The sequence below is a fragment of the Turneriella parva DSM 21527 genome, from assembly GCF_000266885.1.
Classification (GTDB): domain Bacteria; phylum Spirochaetota; class Leptospiria; order Turneriellales; family Turneriellaceae; genus Turneriella; species Turneriella parva.
The window spans coordinates 3,551,382-3,573,642 of record NC_018020.1; the positions used below are offsets into that span (position 1 = coordinate 3,551,382).

Sequence of the window (22,261 nt, forward strand, 5' to 3'; positions counted from 1 at the left end):
AGACCTTTTCGAAAACATTGTCATAGTATGAACAAATTTGCCCTACTGATTCTGCCCATAGCCTTCTTAAATTGCATGAGTCTTAAATCCAAGGATGAAAACAATATCTCGGAAGATAATCTGGGCGATCGTACGGCTCACAGCTTCCGGGAGACGGTCATATCGATACCGATTACAGAAAATCCAAAAAAATATGAAAACCTGCACTTTGTGGTTACGGCCTTCATTAACCCTAAGGAAAGCGTATTCGGAAGCTCAACATATAATGCAGTAGATTTAGTCGAGAAGCTAGAATCTCGCACTCAAAGCGAATTACTTAAGGCCTTAGAGTTCAAAGAACCAATAGCTTGGAGAGATCTGTACAAACTCAAACCCACAATTCTCCAGACCGTCAAAAAGGTCTTTGATGTACAATACGCCAAATGGAGCCTTCGAGACAAATATACCGTGGAATTTGCAATAACTGTATTTTACGTTTCAAACAACATAGAAAATAGAGATTTCTCGCCGAGAGACTATTATTCAAAATAGTGAAGCGGTCATTTACACAAGCAACCGACTTCAGACAACAAGATTTACCTGCTGCGCTCGCTGCGGTGCCGTAGCTCCTCGCGTGCTCGGCCTCCGGTGGCCTGAAATGCGTTGACGCCCGCGCTCTGTCGAGCTTAATTGGCGGGCGCAACGCAGCCACCTGCGGCACATCGATGGCGCGCCAATATGCGGCTTTCGCAAAAAGACTGCATTTATTGTGCGGCGCACCATCGACGTCAGGTAAATCCAACGTTGTGTGAAATCGGCGGGCAGAATTATTTGGTGAATCTATTTTGCTGATCTCGCGGCCAAAATACTTTGCATGTACAAAACTTGGAAATCGACAAGAGACAGACACGAAAAGAAGAGAGACGAATTAACCTACCTACGGAACAGGCAATGACATATTTCAAATATTTTAATTGCCCTGTCATTATTTGAAACAATCACGGCGCATGAGTCTATCGAAAAAAGGCACGTTTTTAATTGGCTTTCTGCTTAGTGTGCTACTAGGCGGTTGCGGGGCAACACCAGAGCAATTAAGACGCAGAGCAAGTTTTGATTTGGGCTGCGCGGAAGAAAAAATAGAATTGATTGAACTCGATTCTCGCACTACGGGAGTTTCAGGGTGTAACAAGAAAGCTACCTACATTGAATCGTGCGCGCAGAATACCATGTGGAAAGAAGGGCCTCCTGATTGCACTTGGGTTTTAAACTCCGACGCTCAGAAAGCAAAATAGCCCTCCGCCGACTTCACACAACAAAATTTACCCACTGCGCGCGCGACCACTCCGTTGGGTCGCGTGCTCGGCCTCGGTCGCCAGGAGTCGTTGACGCCCGACAAACGGGACGTTTGTTTGGTCGGGCGCAACGAGGCGACCTTCGGCAAATTCATGGTGCATCAAGCCACGGCTTTGGAATGAAAACTGCATTTGTTGTGCGACGCACCATGAACTTCGGGTAAATTCCACGTTGCCCGCCATGCCTATGCGTGGCCGAAAAATAGAAGAAGCACTGTGTGCAGTCGAGCTTGCGGCTTGCTATTTGGGTGAAGATTAGAGTTTGGCGGCTGGCGCAAGCACGACTGCTCGGTGGGCCCTCCTGGTATCGAGGTTCGTGAGCGTCAGAAATCCTACTATTTGTTCGAATTCGATATTGCGGCTTCGCAGGCCACGCATCGCGAGCTTGAGAGCAATAGGCCCCTGCCCGATCGATGCGACGTCGCGCTCGCGAGTCGGCACGGCGGGCAACAGATTTTACAAGCTGCGCCGCCATTCGCTACGCGAAAGGCGTGCTCGGTCTCGGCGACGAAGATGCGTCGACGCCCGCAGCTCAGTTGAGCTTTATTGGCGGGCGCGCCGCAGTCGCCTTCGACACAATTTGGGTTGCGCCGAAGACGGCACACCCCAAATCGTCTTGCAAAATCAAACGTTGTCTGAAATAATTGCGCCTTTGTTATTCGCCGACCTCCTGTCGGCGCTCCCACTTTGATTCAAGACATGGCTGCTTAGATTCAGCTACCGAAGATACTTGAAAAATTTCGTGTTAATTGTATGAATTGTCGTATCTCTAAGAACTGGCAGATAGCCTTCAAGCAGCTTAATGAACTCAGGGAGAAATGTTTCGCCTAATTGCACAATATTCTCTGCTAACCACTCAACCCCTGGCGTCTTCCTGATTCGCTCGTGATAATTGGCAATTAAGCCGTTTCGATGCACTTTAGCATTGCGAATTTCTTGATACGCAAGTATTTGAGGCCAGACTTCCTTATCCCAGTCGCTCATGCCCGACACTTTCCGAATATACTTTCTTGCCCTGGAGATACCTTTATCGTTCAAATCAGAAACTGCCACATCAATTTCAAAGACCTGCTGAATCACGTCACAGACTTTATGATATTCATTTTCGAATATGGAAAATAGCTGGGCCAGAGTCGCGCTCCGGAAGCGCTCTGGATAAATATCGGCAAAATGTTGCTCAGTTGAAGAATAGGCCTGAGCCTCAGCTTCAGAGAGAATATTAGATTCAGCATGGTTTCTTAGAAACGAAGCACGCTCTTTCATTGACCGTTCAGTGAAATTTATATATCTTTTATAATCCGTGAATAAAACCATTAAACGCATGTGGTCGCGAAGCGGATACAGGGCCATAGAAATTCTATGGTTTTCGTTCAGCTGATCATCAACCAGCCTATTTCCAGTAATATCGAACATGCAATTTCGATACGAAAAAGTTTCAAATACCTCAGGCGTAAAGCCCAGTTTAAGATCATATAAGGTTGGATATGCGCAATCGTTCCTTGTCGCCCGGCCGTCCTAGCCGGGCTCACAGGCGCAATTACTTCAGACAACAAATTTTACGCGCTGCGCCGCGACCACTTCGTTGGGTCGCGTGCTCGGGTCTCCGCGGCAAGGATCGCGGACGACGCGCACACCGGGAGGTGTGTTTTCGCGCGTCGCCGCGAGCCGCTACGACCACATTTTTTGACGCGAATCGGCTTTACAGATTGAATAATTGACACAAGCGTCAAAAAACGTCAGCGTAAAATCCACGTTAGGCGCAATAGGTAACCCATGAAAAAGCTTCCGATATTATTTTTGATTTTCTTAAGTATTGATTGTTCAGAACCTCAGGCTAAGAATTCGGCCGTGATTCCAGAGAAGGAGTTTCGAGATATAATCACACAAAGTCAGTTCTATTCGGGTGCCGGGGCTGGTTTTTTCCGCTTCGAATTAAAATTTACTAAAGACATGAAATATTCCCTCGCGTTTGCCGGTGGCCATACAGGTTGGGAATCGGCAGGTACATATGCGATTAAAAGCAACACGGCAATCCTAAATGTACAATCCTGTTCCGGAGATTTGATTTCGGCCGATGTATGCCAGAAGGCTCTGCAAGGCACAGTTTGCCAAGTGGTTGAGACGCGAGAATCATTAGATTATTCCCATGATTTAAGCTGCAAATTTGCGAATAAATTTCCTGCCTTTGGGAAAGACGAAGTTGGTGATTTTGATTTTCCTATTTCGAAACGGATATTGCCAGCCGGTGCGGAACGTAAATGGCAAAATATCGAGGTTGTTACCATGGGGCATACCGTTTGGGTTAGCACCACAACTGTGAATTTGCGGGAAAAGCCAAGTTCCCAAGCACCAACCCGGGAGTATATCGTTGATCCCTACGGTGAGCGACTGCCTTCTCTTCCAAAAGGCACTAAGGTAATTGTACACGCCAGAACGAAGGCAAAGGAAAGAATCGGTACGAAAGAGAATTACTGGTATCTTATTAGCGTCGATGCCACCGATTATGTTTGGGCATTCGGGGAATATTTCGTCCGTTAGGTTACCTACTGCGCCTAACAAATTTTACAAGCTGCGCCCCTGCGGTGCCGTGGCTCCTCGGGTGCTCGGCCTTTCGCGGCGAAGATCGCAGATGACGCGCAAGCGGGACGCTTGCTTTTGCGCGTCACTGCGAGCCGCTCCAGGCACATTTTGACTTGAAGCGAAGACGCTCCAAGTCAAAACGTCTTGTAAAATCCGCGTTGTGTGCAATAGCAAGACAAATAAACCTATCTTGAGGAGTAACGTGTGAAACTACTAAGCAAGACCAATTTAATCCTATTTTGGCTCTTTGTGGCAACGCAGCTGCAGGCTAACTTTTTGCGTGACGGCATTAAGGAAATCGGCGGTGGTATCAGTGGTACCACTCACCAGCAATACAATTACACACAATTTGGCTTCGAGGTGGCGCCCACTTTTGCATATTACTTTTCAGCGCATTGGTTCGCGGCCACCGGAGTAAATGTTGGCTATTTCTACCAAACTACGCGGCACCAGAATTTCAATTACACGATCTCTTATGCGCAGCTGTACCCGAAGGTAGGCATTGGCTACTATACTATTATATCGGAAAACCTGGCGTTTGCAATACCGGTATTTATCTATCATGAGTTCAATTTTGGCACATTTGGCAATCGGAGTGAGCCTAATGCAAGCTATTACGATGGCGGCGCGTATAGCATCTGCAGTGACCCCCGAAAACCGGACAGCTTAACCTGCTGCCATTAGGTTCCTGTATTCAACCGGCGAACGCATCTTCAAGCCTTTATGGGGCGCATGATGGTTGTAGTCATGCATCCAGTCTGAAATCTGCGGCATTACTTTCCACGCGGATTCAAGGCGATTTATGTAAACGTAATCGCGCTTGAATGTTTTCACAAATGCTTCGGCCATACCGTTGCTTTCAGGGCTATAGGCAGGCGTCGTGCAGACTTGAAAGCCGATGGAAGATGCAAAATGAACCGTTTCACGGCTCGTGAATTGTGGGCCATTATCACTGAGCAGTTGAATGGTGTGTGGGCATTCAGCCTTGCCAAAGCGCTCTTCGACTGCACCGAGCAGCATGTCGCGAATGTTCAGACCGTCGATGCCGACGGTGCTGCTAAAGTGATTGATGACTTGCCGATCGTGGCAATCCAGACAAACGCACCCAGACGTGAGTGCCATCCCAGGTAAGCACGCCAAATATATCCATGCACCAGCGCACGTCACTTTTCGCCGTGATGATTCTGCCATCATGCACAAGGGTGCGACGGCTTGCAACTTTTTGCAGCAGCAACTGGTGCACCTTCATCAATCGGTAGACGCGCTTCTTATTCACGCGTGAAAAGCCTTGTTTTTCAAGGGTTTTGTTGAGCATTGCTGTCACGCGTCTATACCCGTAAGTCGGTCTTTCATCACAGATGCGTCGGATTTCCGGCAGTACTCGTTCATCTACCGTCTGGTCGGTTTTATTTCCGCGTCGTGAGGATTTCAAGCTTTCATAGAGGTTGGATCGAGATACGCGCAATACATCCGCTACCTGATTCACTCGAAACCCTCGATGCCGCGCAATGGCTTGTGCGAGATCAGTTTTTTTTCGCGTCCAATACGCACGGCTTCCTTGAGGATTTCAACTTCTTCCGTCTTACGACCCAAAATGCTCTCCAGCCGACGGATGCGCTCTTGGAGCTGCCTGACCTGCGATACGGGCAATACTTCCTCTTCGCTGCCAACAGCCGTCAGAGCGCCAGCCTCTTTCAGCTTTTTCCATTTGAAAATCTGCGTCGCTGCGATTCCATGTTTTCGGGCCACATACGACATGCTCATACCGGGCTGTTCGGCCTCTACCAGAATCTCCAGTTTCTCCGCGACCGACCATCTGCGCCGCCGCTGGACGGTTGTGACTAACTCTACCTTAGCCTTAGTACTATCATTATTCATATCACTACTCCTATGTCTTAGGAGCAGGATAAGGTGTCCGGTGATTTAGGGGGTCGCTACAGCATCGATCCAACAATAAAAATACGAGTTAACGAAAACGTATTGTTGAGTCCATATATTTCTGTCAGAAGCCTCTTCTTTTCCGAATTAAATCAAGGGTTGGTTTTCAAAACGTATTATGGAATGAATTGGACATATATTTGGTGACATTCTTGCTACTGCACACAACAAGATTTACCTGCTGCGCTCCCTGCGGTGCCGTAGCTCCTCGGGTGCTCGGCCTCCGGTGGCCTGAAATGCGTTGACGCCCGCGCTCTGTCGAGCTTAATTGGCGGGCGCAACGCAGCCACCTGCGGCACATCGATGGCGCGCCAAGAGCGGCTTCTGTAAGAAGACTGCATCTATTGTGCGGCGCACCATCGACGTCAGGTAAATCCACCGTTGCCCGCCATGCCTATGCGTGGCCGAAAAATAGAAGAAGCACTGTGTGCAGTCGAGCTTGCGGCTTGCTATTTGCGTGAAGATTAGAGTTTGCCGGTTGGCGCAAGCACGACTGCTCGGTGGGCGCTCCTGGTATCGAGGTTCGTGAGCGTCAGAAATCCTACTATTTGTTCGAATTCGGTATTGCGGCTTCGCAGGCCACGCATCGCGAGCTTGAGAGCGATTGGCCCCTGCCCGATCAATGCGACGTCGCGCTCGCGAGTCGGCACGGCGGGCAACAGATTTTACAAGCTGCGCCGCCATTCGCTACGCGAAAGGCGTGCTCGGTCTCGGCGACGAAGATGCGTCGACGCCCGCAGCTCGGTTGAGCTTCATTGGCGGGTGCGCCGCAGTCGCCTTCGACACAATTTGGGTTGCGCCGAAGACGGCACACCCCAAATCGTCTAGTAAAATCTAACGTTGCCCGCCATGCCTATGCGTGGCCGAAAAATAGAAGAGATACTGTGTGCAGTCGAGCTTGCGGCTTGCTATTTCGATGAAGATTAGAGTTTGGCGACTGGCGCAAGCACGACTGCTCGGTGGGCGCTCCTGGTTTCGAGGTTCGTGAGCGTCAGAAATCCTGCTATTTGTTCGAATTCGGTATTGCGGCTTCGCAGGCCACGCATCGCGAGCTTGAAAGCAATAGGCCCCTGCCCGATCGATGCGACGTCGCGCTCGCGAGTCGGCACGGCGGGCAACAGATTTTACAAGCTGCGCCGCCATTCGCTACGCGAAAGGCGTGCTCGGTCTCGGCGACGAAGATGCGTCGACGCCCGCAGCTCAGTTGAGCTTTATTGGCGGGCGCGCCGCAGTCGCCTTCGACACAATTTGGGTTGCGCCGAAGACGGCACACCCCAAATCGTCTTGTAAAATCTAACGTTCTATGTCATTGCCTAGCGTCGCGAAGAAGTAGAAAAGCCAAAGAGCGCCTCGTCATTGTAAGCTCCTTCCAGGCTTGAACGCTGGTTGTGTAACGGATGCTACAGTTGAAGATCGCGACGCTCCGCGATCGCTGCAAGAGTTTTACCCAGGCGTATTCGCAAAACCCGCGAAGAGTTGTCGGCGCGATGGATCAGATTTCGTCTTGCGCTACGTTCGCGAGCCTTCGTTTTTTCGTACGCGGCGGGAATTACCGAGGCCTCGCGAACTCCGCTTTGCTTAAACCTCCAACGCCTCGTCATGTAAAGTGCGGGCTTTGCGAACACGCCACAGCCCTACCCCCTAAGCGATCGCTTGACGGCAACGACATAGAACAAATTTTACGCGCTGCGCCGCGACCACTGCGTTGGGTCGCGTGCTCGGCCCTACGCGCCGAAGATGCCCTTCGCCCGCCGGCCAATGGGCCTGCATTGGCGGGCTCGGGCAGGCGCTACGGGCACATGCGCTTCGCGTAAAACGCAATGGTTGAAATACAAAACACTTTACACCCGCAGGCGCACGTCAGCGTAAAATCCACGTTCTATGTCATTGCCTAGCGTCGCGAAGAAGTAGAAAAGCCAAAGAGCGCCTCGTCATTGTAAGCTCCTTCCAGGCTTGAACGCTGGTTGTGTAACGGATGCTACAGTTGAAGATCGCGACGCTCCGCGATCGCTGCAAGAGTTTTACCCAGGCGTATTCGCAAAACCCGCGAAGAGTTGTCGGCGCGATGGATCAGATTTCGTCTTGCGCTACGTTCGCGAGCCTTCGTTTTTCGTACGCGGCGGGAATTACCGAGGCCTCGCGAACTCCGCTTTGCTTAAACCTCCAACGCCTCGTCATGTAAAGTGCGGGCTTTGCGAACACGCCACAGCCCTACCCCCTAAGCGATCGCTTGACGGCAACGACATAGAACAAATTTTACGCGCTGCGCCGCGACCACTGCGTTGGGTCGCGTGCTCGGCCCTACGCGCCGAAGATGCCCTTCGCCCGCCGGCCAATGGGCCTGCATTGGCGGGCTCGGGCAGGCGCTACGGGCACATGCGCTTCGCGTAAAACGCAATGGTTGAAATACAAAACACTTTACACCCGCAGGCGCACGTCAGCGTAAAATCCACGTTCTATGTCATTGCCTAGCGTCGCGAAGAGATAGAAAGGCCGAAGAGCGCCTCGTCATTGCAAGCTCCTTCCAGGATTCAACGCGGGTTGTGTAACGAATGCTACAGATGAAGATCGCGACGCTCCGCGATCGCTGCAAGAGTTTTACCCAGGCGTATTCGCAAAACCCGCGAAGAGTTGTCGGCGCGATGGATCAGGTTTCGTCTCGCGCTACGTTCGCGAGCCTTCATTCATTCGTACGCGGCGGGAATTACTGGGAGCTCGCGAACTCCGCTTTCATTTAACCTCGGGCGCCTCGACAGGCAAAGTGCGGGTTTTGCGAACACGCCACAGCCCTGCTCCCAAGCGACCGCTTGACGGCAACGACATAGAACAAATTTTACGCGCTGCGCCGCGACCACTCCGTTGGGTCGCGTGCTCGGCCCTGCGCGCCAAAGATGCCTTCGTCGCACAAACGGGACGTTTGTTTGGTGCTCCTCAGGCAGGCGCTCCGGGCACATGCGCTTCGCGTAAAACGCAATGGTTGAAAAGACAAAACACTTTACACCCGCAGGCGCACGTCAGCGTAAAATCAACGTTGTACGACATGCCCAAAAATATTTTTTTGAAGATTCTCCATGCTATTGCACTCTGCTTTTGGGTTTTGCCTACCCCAATTTTGGCACATGGCGTAGAAAATTTGGTGCAAACGAGTCTTTTTTTGTTTGTGGTCTTCAATCTGGTCGGCCTGCTGCTTTCAATTTTGGCAAACTGGCGGAATTTTAAGCCTCTGAATAAGTGGCGGCTTCTTTCTATTTTTCTTGTCCAGAATGTGGTGCAGATGATAATAACATGGGCTCTATTTACCTCTCTGGACCGAAAATTCGAAGCTAACACACTAAAAGGGCCATTGCTTTTCTGGCTTTCGGGCTGGGTATTTGGCATTATTGCTGCAAATCTCTTAGCTTGGTTATTGGCGTTGCGACTAAAAATAAACTCGTCAAATGAGACTGAATTATGAAGATGCTGCTGAAAGGATTTGCCGAATTGGCCACGTCGTACAACAAAATTTACCTGCTGCGCTCGCTGCGGTGCCGTAGCTCCTCGCGTGCTCGGCCCTACGCGCCAGAAGATCGCGGACAAAGCACAAGCGGGACGCTTGTTTTGTGCTTTGCCGCGAGGCGCTCCGGGCAAATTTATGGTGCGTCAAAACGCGGCTTTCCAGAAAAGACGGTTATTATTGTGCGACGCACCATAAACTTCAGGTAAATTCCACGTTGCCCGCCATGCCTATGCGTGGCCGAAAAATAGAAGAAGCTCTCTGTGCAGTCGAGCTTGCGGCTTGCTATTTCGGTGAAGATTAGAGTTTGGCGACTGGCGCAAGCACGACTGCTCGGTGGGCGCTCCTGGTATCGAGGTTCGTGAGCGTCAGAAATCCTACTATTTGTTCGAATTCGGTATTGCGGCTTCGCAGGCCACGCATCGCGAGCTTGAGAGCGATTGGCCCCTGCCCGATCGATGCGACGTCGCGCTCGCGAGTCGGCACGGCGGGCAACAGATTTTACAAGCTGCGCCGCCATTCGCTACGCGAAAGGCGTGCTCGGTCTCGGCGACGAAGATGCGTCGACGCCCGCAGCTCAGTTGAGCTTTATTGGCGGGCGCGCCGCAGTCGCCTTCGACACAATTTGGGTTGCGCCGAAGACGCCGCACCCCAAATCGTCTAGTAAAATCAAGCGTTCTCTGACATTGCCACGCATTCTTTTTCGCCCGCGTCCATGCGGGCGCTTAGACTGAAAGCGCTGTCATAGCTTTGCCCAGGATGGCAAATTACCGGCAGATAGGAGGCTTATTATGAATACCGGGCCTCAATATTTATGGCTTTGTTTGATAAATATCAACCGGAAATTTATAAGATATGCCAAATTCATGGTAAGTTAGTTGTGGAAAATAGTTAAATCGATAGTAAACAAAGCCATAAGCCAAGAACACGAAAGGCTTTAATGAAACACCTTGAAGATTTTCTGATTTCAGAATATGGTAAGCCACCTCTAATCCCAAGAGTTTGTACGCAATCTCCGCACCCAAAAAAAGATTATCCTGTTTTCTAAAAACATTATACTGATACTCGAATACAACATTTGACCACCATGAATTCAATGGTCGATCATGGACATATCCAAAGGAAATAAGGCCTCCGAGGGCGAAACCTCCGTTTGCTGCGGCCAAATCTAAGCCGGGGCCCCACATATAGATTCCATCACAATCTGGTTCCGCTAGCACTGCAGCGCCAATCATGCACTTTCGTTTCCTTGGTTCCTTTTGTTCCTCAGCAATGATAATATTTGTCGATACCAGCATCATGAGGGCAAATAACCATTTTGAGATTGCTCCCATATTTATGCCAATTTGTTGGCATCTGACTATGCCGTAAATGGAGTTTTGGCAAAGAAGAATATGTCCATGGCGACACTGCAATATTTTGTCGCTCGGCCATCCTTGGCCGAGCTTAAATGCGTGCCAACGTCAGAGAACAAATTTTACGCGCTGCGGGCGCGACCGCTCCGCTGGGTCGCGTCCTCGGGTCTTCGCGGCGGAAGATCGCGGACGACGCGCACACCGGGAGGTGTGTTTTCGCGCGTCGCCGCGAGCCGCTACGACCACATTTTGACTTGCTGTGAAGACACAGCAAGTCAAAACGTCAGCGTAAAATCACCGTTGTCTGCAATAACCGGTAAATATTGTTTTATATGGAAGAAACCGAAGAGAACCCATATCTGGACCGCAAAGATAATAATATTCATGAAGCGATAGAAACATTTCGGCCCTTAATTGAAGATTTTGATGAAAAGCTCAGCCCGGTTAAAGCTCATGAAAAAATTGATCGCTTTGGCACAATAAGCGTTCACACTTTCTTCGAAGTATTTTTGCTTGATTATTGCTATGACCTCGTGAAGAGAAAAGACATGTTGAAGCTAAAGCGGCTATTTTTACATATCGAATATCTCTTGCAAACATTCCCCCTGTTAGAAAACGCCATTGCGGTTTCATTCCTCGAAGATCTGTATGGGAATCACCATCCTGATCGTGCAATATACATACAATTATCAGGCGAGGAGACACTGAAATTGTCTAAACAGATAATGTCCAGGTTTGTGCACGAAGTCTCAACAAATCAAGAAATTGATGAAGAACTCAAGAAGAGAGGGCGATCCTGACCGGTTACTGCAGACAACAAAATTTACCTGCTGCGCTCCCTGCGGTGCCGTTGCTCCTCGGGTGCTCGGCCCTACGCGCCAAAGATGCCTTCGTCGCACAAGCGGGACGCTTGTTTTGTGCTCCTCAGGCAGGCGCTTCGGGCACATTTGGTGACGCAAATATGCTTTACAGGTTGAAATAATGACACAAGCGTCACCAAACGTCAGGTAAATTCCGCGTTGCCCGCCATGCCTGTGCGTGGCCGAAAAATAGAAGAAGCACTCTGTGCAGTCGAGCTTGCGGCATGCTATTTGGGTGAAGATTAGAATTTGGCGAGTTGCGCAAGCACGACCGCTAGGTTGGCGCTCCCGACTTCAAGATTCGCGTGCGTCAGAAATCCTGGCATTCGTTCGAATTCGGTATTGCGGCTTCAGAGGCCACGCATCGCGAGCTTGAGAGCAATTGGCCCCTGCCTGATCGACGCTTCGTCGCGCTCGCGAGTCGGCACGGCGGGCAACAGATTTTACAAGCTGCGCCGCCATTCGCTACGCGAAAGGCGTGCTCGGTCTCGGCGACGAAGATGCGTCGACGCCCGCAGCTCAGTTGAGCTTTATTGGCGGGCGCGCCGCAGTCGCCTTCGACACAATTTGGGTTGCGCCGAAGACGGCACACCCCAAATCGTCTAGTAAAATCAAACGTTCTCTGACATAGTTGGGCCTTGTGCTCCGTCGGCATCCGTGCCGACGCTCCACGCTTGATATGGACAAAATAAAGAAACTATTCACCGAAAAAAATTATGAGGCCGCAATAGCCGAGATTTACCGTGATCCTGATTACAAAAATAATCGATTAAAACTTCGCTACCTGGTTTCTGCTCTTTACTACTTGCGTGACTATGAAGGCACTATTATTGCAATTCAGTTACTTAAGCCGCTGGAAGAGAAAGCGGCATTTTCTATGTTGATAAACACTGAAATTTGCCTTGGGACAAATGCTGATGCCGCACTGGGCTATGCAGTGACCCCCGAAAACCGGACAGCTTAACCTGCTGCCATTAGGTTCCTGTATTCAACCGGCGAACGCATCTTCAAGCCTTTATGGGGCGCATGATGGTTGTAGTCATACATCCAGTCTGAAATCTGCGGCATTACTTTCCACGCGGATTCAAGGCGATTTATGTAAACGTAATCGCGCTTGAATGTTTTCACAAATGCTTCGGCCATACCGTTGCTTTCAGGGCTATAGGCAGGCGTCGTGCAGACTTGAAAGCCGATGGAAGATGCAAAATGAACCGTTTCACGGCTCGTGAATTGTGGGCCATTATCACTGAGCAGTTGAATGGTGTGTGGGCATTCAGCCTTGCCAAAGCGCTCTTCGACTGCACCGAGCAGCATGTCGCGAATGTTCAGACCGTCGATGCCGACGGTGCTGCTAAAGTGATTGATGACTTGCCGATCGTGGCAATCCAGAACAAACGCCACCCAGACGTGAGTGCCATCCCAGGTAAGCACGCCAAATATATCCATGCACCAGCGCACGTCACTTTTCGCCGTGATGATTCTGCCATCATGCACAAGGGTGCGACGGCTTGCAACTTTTTGCAGCAGCAACTGGTGCACCTTCATCAATCGGTAGACGCGCTTCTTATTCACGCGTGAAAAGCCTTGTTTTTCAAGGGTTTTGTTGAGCATTGCTGTCACGCGTCTATACCCGTAAGTCGGTCTTTCATCACAGATGCGTCGGATTTCCGGCAGTACTCGTTCATCTACCGTCTGGTCGGTTTTATTTCCGCGTCGTGAGGATTTCAAGCTTTCATAGAGGTTGGATCGAGATACGCGCAATACATCCGCTACCTGATTCACTCGAAACCCTCGATGCCGCGCAATGGCTTGTGCGAGATCAGTTTTTTTTCGCGTCCAATACGCACGGCTTCCTTGAGGATTTCAACTTCTTCCGTCTTACGACCCAAAATGCTCTCCAGCCGACGGATGCGCTCTTGGAGCTGCCTGACCTGCGATACGGGCAATACTTCCTCTTCGCTGCCAACAGCCGTCAGAGCGCCAGCCTCTTTCAGCTTTTTCCATTTGAAAATCTGCGTCGCTGCGATTCCATGTTTTCGGGCCACATACGACATGCTCATACCGGGCTGTTCGGCCTCTACCAGAATCTCCAGTTTCTCCGCGACCGACCATCTGCGCCGCCGCTGGACGGTTGTGACTAACTCTACCTTAGCCTTAGTACTATCATTATTCATATCACTACTCCTATGTCTTAGGAGCAGGATAAGGTGTCCGGTGATTTAGGGGGTCGCTACAGGCTATATCGATCAATATCTTGGTCAAGACCTGACAATGGCAGAGAAAAATTGGGCATTTTTTCAGAAGGGACTGTGTCTTCTTGCAAAGGACCGAACACCAGAGGCCATTGAGTTACTCAGTGCCGCAGGTTCTTTAGAGAATGAGGCTATGGAAGCCGAAAGACACTTCTTTCTTAATAATGCAAAAAGCATACACCAAAGCGCGGCTACTGAAAATGAAAAGATAAACGGACTCATCATAGAAGCCCGCATAACGAGAAACGCTTCTTTGGCCAGAGAGGCTCGGGGCAGAGCAGTCATTTCGAAATACGGTGAGGCTGAATACTTTGCGAGCGTAGTTCTGGCTAAATACCTGCAAATTCCCGAAGAGAAACTGGCACTCGGCAAGACATTTGGAGACGTTGAAGGGACTTTATACTATCGAATTATTTAACCGAAGCATTTAAACATGTATTTTTCCGTTGTCGCCCGGCCGTCCATGGCCGGGCTCACAGGCCCAACTACGTCAGAGAACAAGATTTATGAGCTGCGCTCCCTGCGGTGCCGTAGCTCCTCGGGTGCTCGGCCTCGCCCACAAAGAAGCGTTGACGCCGCACGCACGTGACGTGCATTCGGTGCGGCGCAACGCTGTGGGCTCGGCAAATTGATGACGCTTGGTATGCGGCTTCTCTAATAAGCCTGCATCTATTGTGCGGCGCGTCATCAACTTCTCGTAAATCCAACGTTGTGTGCCATAGGCCAAAATATTTTTTTGAGGAAACGAAGTATGAAAATAAAAATAATTTTCCTTTTAGTATCATTTTTAGGAGCATCAATCTTCGCCGTTGGCGAAGAGAAGAAATTTGCCCAAAAAGGAACTGTGGCTATCCAAGGTTCCGTTGGCCTTCAATATGCTTATGCTGACTCAACCAGTAAGGCATTTAATCTCATTGTAAATCCCGGCATTGATTATTTCATTATCGACAACCTTTATTTGCAAAGCCAGGGAAATCTGCTATTTTCTTCGCAGAGTGGTCGTGATGGAATGCTCGTACACTTTTCGCCACAACTTGGGATTGGTTATGCATATGAATTCAATCCGACAGATTTTTTGAAGCTACAAACCGGCTTTCGGCCGTTTATGAATATATACGATACTGTGACAAAAAGTTTCAACTACCTTTCAATTCAATATATAAATATAGACCTAATTTGGACTCATATCCTTGTGCCCCGGGTGGCAATAAATACAGGCATCTCAAATAACTTTATGGCGTTTAGTTCAATAAGCCCTAGTATTAGCTATCCGCAATATTATATGTCAATTCAACTAGGCTTAATGTACTATTGGAACTAAGGCCTACGGCACACAACAAAATTTACCTGCTGCGCTCCCTGCGGTGCCGTAGCTCCTCGGGTGCTCGGCCCTACGCGCCAAAGATGCCTTCGTCGCACAAACGGGACGTTTGTTTGGTGCTCCTCAGGCAGGCGCTTCGGGCACATTTGGTGACGCAAATTGGCTTTACAGCACAAATAATGACACAAGCGTCACCAAACGTCAGGTAAATTCCGCGTTGTGCGAAATAAATCAAGATTATCTCTCGCTGCAACAAGAGTGACATAATACCGACAGATTTATTACTTGACTGGCCGAATAGCCGGTTCGATACTATATTATCGCTATGGTATCCTTTGAATTTGACGAAAAGCGGGTATCACAGGTTTGCGCCCACATAATCCAGAAGTCTAAGGGCCGGATCAACTATACTAAATTACTCAAAATCCTGTATCTTATTGATCGCGAAGCCCTAAAACTCTGGAACCATTCATTAACCGGTGACACTCCGGTGTCTATGGATAATGGCCCGGTTTTGAGCAGAATATATAACCACATAAAGGGCGTAGCCTCTTCGACGTCAAATTACTGGTCACAATTCATAAGTACCGACGGTTACGATGTTCGCCTGATGAGAGAGCCAGAAGTTGATGAAATTAGTCCAGCAGACTTAGAGATAATAGACTCCGTATACGAGATTTACAAGGATTATCCTTATACGAAGCTCATAGACATCTGCCATGAATTGCCGGAATGGGTTAATCCGAATGGATCTTCGACACCGATATATTTTGAGACGATTTTCAAACATCTGCAAAAAGACGAGGCTTTGGTTAAGAGCATTGATTTTGAGCAGCAGAGTCATCAGAAGGTCAAGAAGATCCTAAACTGTTAGCATTTGATGAAAGGCCTGGCGTTTTACGGGGCCCCAAACGGCCATGCACATCTTTACTTAGTTATTTCAGATATTAACCCAGATGATGGCACAGTCCTGTGCGTGAACATAACAGACTCTGCAAACATTCCTGATAAATCGTGCTTGCTGAACGTTGGCGATCATCCTTTTATCAAGAAAGAATCGGCTGTCTTCTACTGGCAGGCCATTAATCCAGAATTGAATAGTATTACACATGGCATCAAACTCGGGGCACTGACTCAACAAGCCAATCTTTTACCAGCCACGCTGGCTAAGGTACAAGACGGCGCCAAAGCCTCGAAATTTCTGAAGCCTAAATTCCACCTCTACTTTCAGTATTTCTGATTGATTTACTTCGCACAACAAGATTTACCTGCTGCGCTCGCTGCGGTGCCGTAGCTCCTCGCGTGCTCGGCCTCCGGTGGCCTGAAATGCGTTGACGCCCGCGCTCTATCGAGCTTAATTGGCGGGCGCAACGCAGCCACCTGCGGCACATCGATGGCGCGCCAAGAGCGGCTTCTGTAAGAAGACTGCATTTATTGTGCGGCACACCATCGACGTCAGGTAAATCCAACGTTGTCTGAAATAATTGCGCCTTTGTACTTTGTCGCCATCCGTGGCGACACAACTTGCCTATCGTAGCTACATTTTCAATTTCGCAGCTAATTTTTCAGCATTTAACAAAGACTCATCGCAAAAAATATAGCGGCCAATATTTCTGCATGAAGTAATCAAGCCCCCAAAAGCCTACTTTAACTGCTTACGGGACATTTTCAAGGCAGGCTCTCCAGTCTCCAGCAACGATTTGAGATTGGATAATACCATAGATATTCCATCTGGTAGAGCTTCGATGTACTTTGAATTGGGTCGTTCTATTGAATAAGTGACTATAAGCTTCACACACTCCCCAATCGGCTCTATTTCGTATGTAGAAAGAGCGCTACCTTCTGCCTTAAACTCAGGCTGCCATTCGCAAAGCCAACTTCTTACCAAGCGCTTTTGAGCAACGCTTTCGATAATCTCTCCTGAGTCCATTAGCTTACCGTCGTTATACGCCTTCCAAGATGATCCAACTTTCCAGTCACACTCAAAACTGGAATCAAACCAATATTCTTTAATGATATCAGCAGTAGTCAGCGCATGCCATAGTTTTTCCGGGGTCGTTCGAATCACGGTTTGATATTTGAATATCGATTTAGTCATGGTGTTTTTCTTTGCTTTATGTCTGAATGTGTACCAAGACTGAATGCGCTCTTGCGCGTACATCCTGTTTCGTCGCACGGGCGTCCATGCCCGTGCTTAGAGGCGCAATTACTTCAGACAACAAGTTTTACCTGCTGCGCGCACGACCGCTTCGCTGGGTCGTGTGCTCGGCCGCTCCGCGCCAAAGATGCCCTGCGCCCGCCGGCCAGTGGGCCTGCATTGGCGGGCTCGGGCAGGCGCTCCGGGCACATTTTGGCTTGCTGCGAAGACACAGCAAGCCAAAACGTCAAGGTAAAACCCGCGTTGTGCGAAAGGCGGTGAAGATAATTTTTAAACCGCCGTGCATCCGTGCACGGCCAAAGCCAGAGGTGAAAGTCAGTGAATGTTCGCCAGGTCTGACATTTTATGACTTTGCCCCTTTACGAAGATTTTCTTTGATTTATCCTTAAAAGGAAATCTTTGCTTCCCTACGTAAACAAAGGGCATTCTGCCTACTCGCATCATCCAGTGGACTGTCTGTCGAGGTACCTTTAAGCTCTTAGCAATTTCCTCGACTGGAATCAAAGCACTTGCTGGAATTCGAGCTGAATCCTGTCGTGCCCGATTTTCCATGATTTCAACCCGGAGCCGATTTTCTGACTTAATCGTTAAAATACCATCATGACATTTCTGGCAGATATATCCTTCCAACCCCTTCACTGAAAAGGGTTTATATCCTTTGCCGTCCACACGTTCAATCAGGTTTCCCCGTAGAACCATGCTACCGTGCGCCCCACATGCTGGGCAATCTTTCCACACTTTCTCTTTCATAATTCCCTCATTTCTCCTTGAAGGAGATTACCACCGTTTGGTCCAAGTCGATCTGGACCTTTATGTAAGCCATCCCATGGGGAACTCGCTTATGATAAACGTCATGCCAACGAGTATGATCCTCATAAGTCGTCATGGATTTGTAAAAATCATCCATCGTCAATGCTGCAACCTCAGCTACCAGCTCATCCAAATCTAAGGAAAAATCCGTCATGGCCGATCTTCTAGCCGTATTGGTTACCCTGACTTTGCCTGCTTTTATTAGGGCTTTAACTCTCGCAAGACTGTGATGCGGCGTAGCCTTATTCACGACGAAATATACTCTATTTACTTTACACCGTCAAGTAAATAAGATATACCTGCCTGACCTCCTTGTCAGGCAGGCTTCATCGAACACCGCCCATCGCACAACAAAATTTGACACGCTGCGCTCCCTGCGGTGCAGTAGCTCCTCGGGTGCTCGGTCTTCCGCAACAAAGATCGCGCCCGGCAGGGCAAGAATGATGTGCATTTTGCCTGCCGTGCGCGAGTTGCTTCAGACACATTTTGGCTTGCGGCGAAGACGCCTCCAGCCAAAACGTCGTGTAAATTCCACGTTGTACGAAATGCTGGGCTGAAGTTTTTTCCGAAAGTACCAGATGTGAGATTTTCCGAGCCGCGCATTAAGGCGGCCGACATCCTTGTCGGCCGCAACTGGCATACCCTTAGCATTCGGCGTATCATTATGAGCTTTACGTATCATAGGGCTGGGATAATATTTAATTCGGTAAATACAATTCCGGATAAGTCATGGCAGGACTCAGCAAAATCGAGGCAGAATTTCTTAGCCAGGCGTTTACAACATCAGGCGGTTGGCCCATTTTCACAAAAATTGTCGCTGCTGAATTTATCAAGGCTTGCAGGCGAGAAAATATCAAAATCCTTGGAATTGATGGTTTTTTCATCCTCGATAAGGTTAGAAAGGTGATTCAGCCAAGTATGGAGCACAGCGTTGACTTTACCTCCACTTCCTTTGGAGGGTTTGTCGAGAACGTTTATGCGGACTCTTTGAGATTTATTCAAAGCAAACCAGATGAATTATTCTTCGAGATTCTTTGCGAAGAATAGAGAATCAAGATTCATATGGTTGCGCATATCAAGCCTCCGCCCTCCTGGCTCCGGCAAAGTATGGGCGCGGCGGATATATTGAATATTCCCACAAGCCCAGCACTTCGTACAACAAATTTTACAAGCTGCGCTCCCTGCGGTGCCGTAGCTCCTCGGGTGCTCGGCCTTGCGCGGCGAAGATCGCAGATGGCGCACAAGCGGGACGCTTGTTTTGTGCGCCACTGCGAGCCGCTCCAGGCACATTTTGCCTTGCAGCGAAGACGCTACAAGGCAAAACATCTTGTAAAATCCGCGTTGTCGGCCATAATTGCGGCTTGTTCCACGCTCGCATCCATGCGAGCCCTTCTGGCCGATTGAGGGTATTTTTGCATTACCCTGCGATTATAGTATTTCACCTGGTTAATCATGCAACCCATTTTGATAGAGGTGGACATTTCTGCTCCTGTCGAAAAAATATGGGCATTTCTAACGCAGCCTGCATTGATGCAAAAATGGATGTCACCACCGAAAGCAGAAATCACGGTGCAGACCGATTGGCAAATTGGCAATGAAATAATCATTTCGGTGTTCCATGACCACTATTTTCAAAACAAGGGTCAGGTTATTGCCTTCAACCCTCCTCGGTTATTGGAATATTCGCATTTGAGTTCTCTTTCGAACTTGCCGGCGGAGTCCGAAAATTTCACGTACCTCCGGTTTGTAATTGAAGGCGCAAGGAATGGCGGCAGGTTAGCACTAAAGATCAGTAACTTTCCGACGGAATCTGTTTACCAACATATGCAATTCTATTGGCGCGGAGCGATTCAGATACTAAAGTCACATATAGAGATTTCAAGGCAAGCTTCATATCCTGAAAAGGAACGTAGAAAACCATTTTGAAAAGGCCCCTCAGCCCTCCGTGGCTGAGGGGCCGCGCAATTACGGCCGACAACAAATTTTACAAGCTGCGCTCCCTGCGGTGCCGTAGCTCCTCGGGTGCTCGGCCTTACGCGGCAAAGATCGCTGCGCCCGCCGCCCTTTGGGGCTGCATTAGGCGGGCTCGCGAGCCGCTTCAGGCACATTTTGACTTGAAGCGAAGACGCTCCAAGTCAAAACGTCTTGTAAAATCCGCGTTGTGTGACATAGCGCAAGAGATATTCTTCTAAGAGCAGAAAACCATGAACACCGCTTCGTACGCTCTGTATTATGATTTCTTGCAAGAAGCTGTGACCCCATATTTTGGGCTGCACACATTGATACCATTTGCGCTAGCGGCAATATGCATCATTTGGTTCTCTATTCGAATAGAGACTCCCAAAAACATCCGGCTATTTATCTTGGTATTCTCTGCCCTAATAGTGATTACTGTAGCCTTAGCGAGAGTCTCTGAGCACAATCAACTTGAACAGATGCGCGAACTGCTAAAGTCAGGCTCTATAAATGTTGTGGAAGGCCCGATAGAAAATATGCGTTTGATGCCCTACCACGGCCACGCTCTCGAGAGTATTACGGTGCAAAACAGAACTTTCGAATATTCAGAATTTCATTTGGCTCCTGGTTTTCGGAGCACGGTGGCTCGAAGTGGCAGCATATTGAGAAATGGTTTGAATGTTAGAATTTCATATTTTCAGAATTATATTTTGCGAATTGAGGTCAAAAAATAGCATTTGCGTCTTAGCTACTTTACCCATGCGCTACGTCACACAACAAGATTTACCTGCTGCGCTCGCTGCGGTGCCGTGGCTCCTCGCGTGCTCGGCCTCCGGTGGCCTGAAATGCGTTGACGCCCGCGCTCTATCGAGCTTAATTGGCGGGCGCAACGCAGCCACCTGCGGCACATCGATGGCGCGCCAAGAGCGGCTTCTGTAAGAAGACTGTATTTATTGTGCGGCGCACCATCGACGTCAGGTAAATCCAACGTTGTCTGAAATAATTGCGCCTTTGTGCCTCGCCGACATCCGTGTCGGCGCTAAACAGATTTCGTAGACCATTCCAATTCCCATTCTGACGAAAGGCAAACCGTTTGCCGTCAGGCCGGTGGTTTAAGCAAACTTTTGGGTTGTAATACAGGGCTAAAACGTCGAGGGGAAAAATCTTCTTAGAAAAAGATTAGATTTATCCTCGCCAAACGTGAGGAAAATTTCAAATGACATCATTATACAGACACAATACCACAACATAGCTTGGGCAAACACGTCTAAATCAGTGTCCCCTCTGAATTGACTGGCAAACGAGATAATTAACATGAGGCTTCCCCAGCCAAAAATCATAGATCGAATAAATTCCGCCATGCCTGACGTGGCTGTATCCTTATGTTTTCGTCGCCAAAGAATCTGATCCCATATCACAGAAATAATGAGGGCGATGAATTCTAACCGGTTGGCGATAATTGGAAGATGGAAATCCGAAACGTCCAAAGATTTGCTGTTATTGCTACCAGGTGTCAAACCTAGCGCAATCGCAAATAAAAAGAAACAAGGAAGTAAATTTACCGCTATGTTCAATCCTCCGAGGAAGATTACACTCAAGATTCTACCGCTCAGATCCATACCGTCAGAAAGCCAAAAGTATCGTAGCGGCGCAGTCAATGTAATCAACAATACTTCAACAACGATGTAGTATAGGTATATACCTATAGACCAGTCAAAAAAGTAGACTCCAAGCACTGGGATCAAATTTCGCGCAATAATTGAAATTGATTGGCCAATAGTATTAAATTTATCTTTCGTATTTTTCATGGTTTTAAAGAAGCCTTTCGAGAGCCTGGGCTGCATCACCCATCACGAGTTCATATGACTTAGCCTTCCCATCATCCACATCTACCCACATCAGGGCCCGATTGTAGTGCTGCATGAGCCAGCGGTCAGATCCACGCTTTAGTATTTTCCAAGCGCCAAAATCATCATAACTTTCGAGTCGATCAACGGACATACCAGTCTCGAAATAATTCGCAACACGTTGTTGCTCATCTGGGTGAAGTTTATAAAGACGCCGGTCCAAGAGATATCCCCCGACAATCCCCAAAACAAGGGAGTTATCCGATTCTTCAATTATTTGTCAAGTACAAGCTTGTAAACTTCTTTTTAATCGCTCTCTCTAATCGACGGATATCGGTGCCCTTAGAATTCCAAAGAATA

23 protein-coding genes and 3 pseudogenes are annotated in these 22,261 nt (G+C 48.8%); 13 read left to right on the forward strand and 13 right to left on the reverse strand.

The features are described from left to right. Positions 1 to 27 precede the first annotated feature (27 nt). Positions 28 to 531 (forward strand): hypothetical protein, encoded by a 504-nt coding sequence (locus TURPA_RS17005; RefSeq protein WP_014804527.1) that lies wholly within the window; start codon positions 28 to 30, stop codon positions 529 to 531. Between the two features lie 455 nt (positions 532 to 986). After that, positions 987 to 1,271, forward strand: a complete 285-nt coding sequence (locus TURPA_RS23600; RefSeq protein ID WP_014804528.1) for a hypothetical protein — start codon at positions 987 to 989, stop codon at positions 1,269 to 1,271. 219 nt (positions 1,272 to 1,490) lie between these two features. On the opposite strand, the pseudogene TURPA_RS24250 reads toward TURPA_RS23600, so the two are convergent. Together TURPA_RS24250 and TURPA_RS17015 are read right to left on the reverse strand one after the other, a co-directional pair. Continuing rightward, positions 1,491 to 1,806: pseudogene (locus TURPA_RS24250) on the reverse strand (hypothetical protein); the annotation flags it as partial. A 242-nt stretch (positions 1,807 to 2,048) separates the two neighbouring features. Then, positions 2,049 to 2,744: a hypothetical protein gene (locus TURPA_RS17015; RefSeq protein ID WP_014804529.1), complete on the reverse strand. Its 696-nt coding sequence runs from the start codon at positions 2,742 to 2,744 to the stop codon at positions 2,049 to 2,051. 360 nt (positions 2,745 to 3,104) lie between these two features. Between TURPA_RS17015 and TURPA_RS17020 the strand changes: the two genes are divergently transcribed. After that, the gene (locus tag TURPA_RS17020; protein WP_014804530.1) at positions 3,105 to 3,869 is read left to right on the forward strand and encodes an SH3 domain-containing protein; all 765 of its coding nucleotides are present in this window, start codon (positions 3,105 to 3,107) and stop codon (positions 3,867 to 3,869) included. A 246-nt stretch (positions 3,870 to 4,115) separates the two neighbouring features. Further along, on the forward strand, positions 4,116 to 4,595 hold the full coding sequence (locus TURPA_RS17025) for a hypothetical protein (protein ID WP_014804531.1): 480 nt from the start codon (positions 4,116 to 4,118) through the stop codon (positions 4,593 to 4,595). On the opposite strand, the pseudogene TURPA_RS17030 reads toward TURPA_RS17025, so the two are convergent. The 3 genes and pseudogenes from TURPA_RS17030 to TURPA_RS23610 form a co-directional block, all read right to left on the reverse strand. Further along, a pseudogene (locus TURPA_RS17030) lies at positions 4,578 to 5,789 on the reverse strand (IS3 family transposase). The gene TURPA_RS17025 and the pseudogene TURPA_RS17030 overlap by 18 nt on opposite strands. 524 nt (positions 5,790 to 6,313) lie before the next feature. Beyond that, complete coding sequence (locus tag TURPA_RS24400) at positions 6,314 to 6,499, reverse strand: hypothetical protein (RefSeq protein ID WP_157210536.1); 186 nt, start codon at positions 6,497 to 6,499, stop codon at positions 6,314 to 6,316. A 273-nt stretch (positions 6,500 to 6,772) separates the two neighbouring features. Beyond that, positions 6,773 to 6,958: a hypothetical protein gene (locus tag TURPA_RS23610; protein ID WP_157210537.1), complete on the reverse strand. Its 186-nt coding sequence runs from the start codon at positions 6,956 to 6,958 to the stop codon at positions 6,773 to 6,775. Positions 6,959 to 8,619: 1,661 nt separating this feature from the next. On the opposite strand from TURPA_RS23610, the gene TURPA_RS24055 reads away from it, so the two are divergent. Beyond that, positions 8,620 to 9,303, forward strand: coding sequence for a hypothetical protein (locus TURPA_RS24055; RefSeq protein WP_157210561.1), 684 nt, complete (start codon positions 8,620 to 8,622; stop codon positions 9,301 to 9,303). Continuing rightward, positions 9,300 to 9,551: a hypothetical protein gene (locus TURPA_RS23155; RefSeq protein WP_014804533.1), complete on the forward strand. Its 252-nt coding sequence runs from the start codon at positions 9,300 to 9,302 to the stop codon at positions 9,549 to 9,551. The genes TURPA_RS24055 and TURPA_RS23155 overlap by 4 nt, the downstream gene beginning before the upstream one ends. Before the next feature lie 91 nt (positions 9,552 to 9,642). Here TURPA_RS23155 and TURPA_RS23620 read toward each other — a convergent pair whose 3' ends face one another. After that, positions 9,643 to 9,828, reverse strand: a complete 186-nt coding sequence (locus TURPA_RS23620; protein WP_157210562.1) for a hypothetical protein — start codon at positions 9,826 to 9,828, stop codon at positions 9,643 to 9,645. A gap of 326 nt (positions 9,829 to 10,154) precedes the next feature. Next, positions 10,155 to 10,676: a hypothetical protein gene (locus TURPA_RS17070; RefSeq protein ID WP_014804534.1), complete on the reverse strand. Its 522-nt coding sequence runs from the start codon at positions 10,674 to 10,676 to the stop codon at positions 10,155 to 10,157. Between the two features lie 353 nt (positions 10,677 to 11,029). Here TURPA_RS17070 and TURPA_RS17075 point away from each other — a divergent pair, with 353 nt between their 5' ends. After that, on the forward strand, positions 11,030 to 11,497 hold the full coding sequence (locus tag TURPA_RS17075) for a DUF7674 family protein (RefSeq protein ID WP_014804535.1): 468 nt from the start codon (positions 11,030 to 11,032) through the stop codon (positions 11,495 to 11,497). Positions 11,498 to 12,506: 1,009 nt separating this feature from the next. On the opposite strand, the pseudogene TURPA_RS17085 reads toward TURPA_RS17075, so the two are convergent. Then, positions 12,507 to 13,731: pseudogene (locus TURPA_RS17085) on the reverse strand (IS3 family transposase); the annotation flags it as partial. 97 nt (positions 13,732 to 13,828) lie between these two features. On the opposite strand from TURPA_RS17085, the gene TURPA_RS17095 reads away from it, so the two are divergent. From TURPA_RS17095 to TURPA_RS17110, 4 genes are all read left to right on the forward strand, one after another. Then, positions 13,829 to 14,227, forward strand: a complete 399-nt coding sequence (locus tag TURPA_RS17095; RefSeq protein ID WP_041948637.1) for a hypothetical protein — start codon at positions 13,829 to 13,831, stop codon at positions 14,225 to 14,227. A gap of 333 nt (positions 14,228 to 14,560) precedes the next feature. Continuing rightward, positions 14,561 to 15,130: a hypothetical protein gene (locus tag TURPA_RS17100; protein ID WP_014804538.1), complete on the forward strand. Its 570-nt coding sequence runs from the start codon at positions 14,561 to 14,563 to the stop codon at positions 15,128 to 15,130. Positions 15,131 to 15,455: 325 nt separating this feature from the next. After that, entirely contained in the window at positions 15,456 to 16,004 is a 549-nt protein-coding gene (locus tag TURPA_RS17105; protein ID WP_014804539.1) for a Panacea domain-containing protein, read from the forward strand. 6 nt (positions 16,005 to 16,010) lie between these two features. Then, a complete protein-coding gene (locus tag TURPA_RS17110) occupies positions 16,011 to 16,370 on the forward strand; it encodes a hypothetical protein (protein ID WP_014804540.1) in 360 nt (119 codons plus the stop codon). Between the two features lie 402 nt (positions 16,371 to 16,772). On the opposite strand, the gene TURPA_RS17115 is transcribed toward TURPA_RS17110, so the two are convergent. The 3 genes from TURPA_RS17115 to TURPA_RS17125 form a co-directional block, all read right to left on the reverse strand. Further along, positions 16,773 to 17,228, reverse strand: a complete 456-nt coding sequence (locus tag TURPA_RS17115) for an SRPBCC family protein (RefSeq protein ID WP_041949517.1) — start codon at positions 17,226 to 17,228, stop codon at positions 16,773 to 16,775. Positions 17,229 to 17,603: 375 nt separating this feature from the next. Then, positions 17,604 to 18,038 carry a helix-turn-helix domain-containing protein gene (locus TURPA_RS17120; RefSeq protein WP_014804542.1) on the reverse strand — a complete coding sequence of 145 codons (435 nt, stop codon included), beginning with the start codon at positions 18,036 to 18,038 and terminating at the stop codon, positions 17,604 to 17,606. Positions 18,039 to 18,045: 7 nt separating this feature from the next. Beyond that, complete coding sequence (locus TURPA_RS17125; RefSeq protein WP_014804543.1) at positions 18,046 to 18,348, reverse strand: type II toxin-antitoxin system MqsR family toxin; 303 nt, start codon at positions 18,346 to 18,348, stop codon at positions 18,046 to 18,048. 479 nt (positions 18,349 to 18,827) lie between these two features. Between TURPA_RS17125 and TURPA_RS17130 the strand changes: the two genes are divergently transcribed. Both TURPA_RS17130 and TURPA_RS17135 read left to right on the forward strand, forming a co-directional pair. After that, on the forward strand, positions 18,828 to 19,145 hold the full coding sequence (locus TURPA_RS17130) for a hypothetical protein (RefSeq protein WP_014804544.1): 318 nt from the start codon (positions 18,828 to 18,830) through the stop codon (positions 19,143 to 19,145). Between the two features lie 405 nt (positions 19,146 to 19,550). Further along, positions 19,551 to 20,024 carry an SRPBCC family protein gene (locus tag TURPA_RS17135; protein WP_014804545.1) on the forward strand — a complete coding sequence of 158 codons (474 nt, stop codon included), beginning with the start codon at positions 19,551 to 19,553 and terminating at the stop codon, positions 20,022 to 20,024. Positions 20,025 to 21,196: 1,172 nt separating this feature from the next. Here the strand turns inward: TURPA_RS17135 and TURPA_RS17150 are convergent. Continuing rightward, a complete protein-coding gene (locus TURPA_RS17150; protein WP_041948639.1) occupies positions 21,197 to 21,862 on the reverse strand; it encodes a hypothetical protein in 666 nt (221 codons plus the stop codon). Positions 21,863 to 21,866: 4 nt separating this feature from the next. After that, positions 21,867 to 22,055, reverse strand: a complete 189-nt coding sequence (locus TURPA_RS17155; RefSeq protein ID WP_014804548.1) for a hypothetical protein — start codon at positions 22,053 to 22,055, stop codon at positions 21,867 to 21,869. Positions 22,056 to 22,261: the final 206 nt, after the last annotated feature.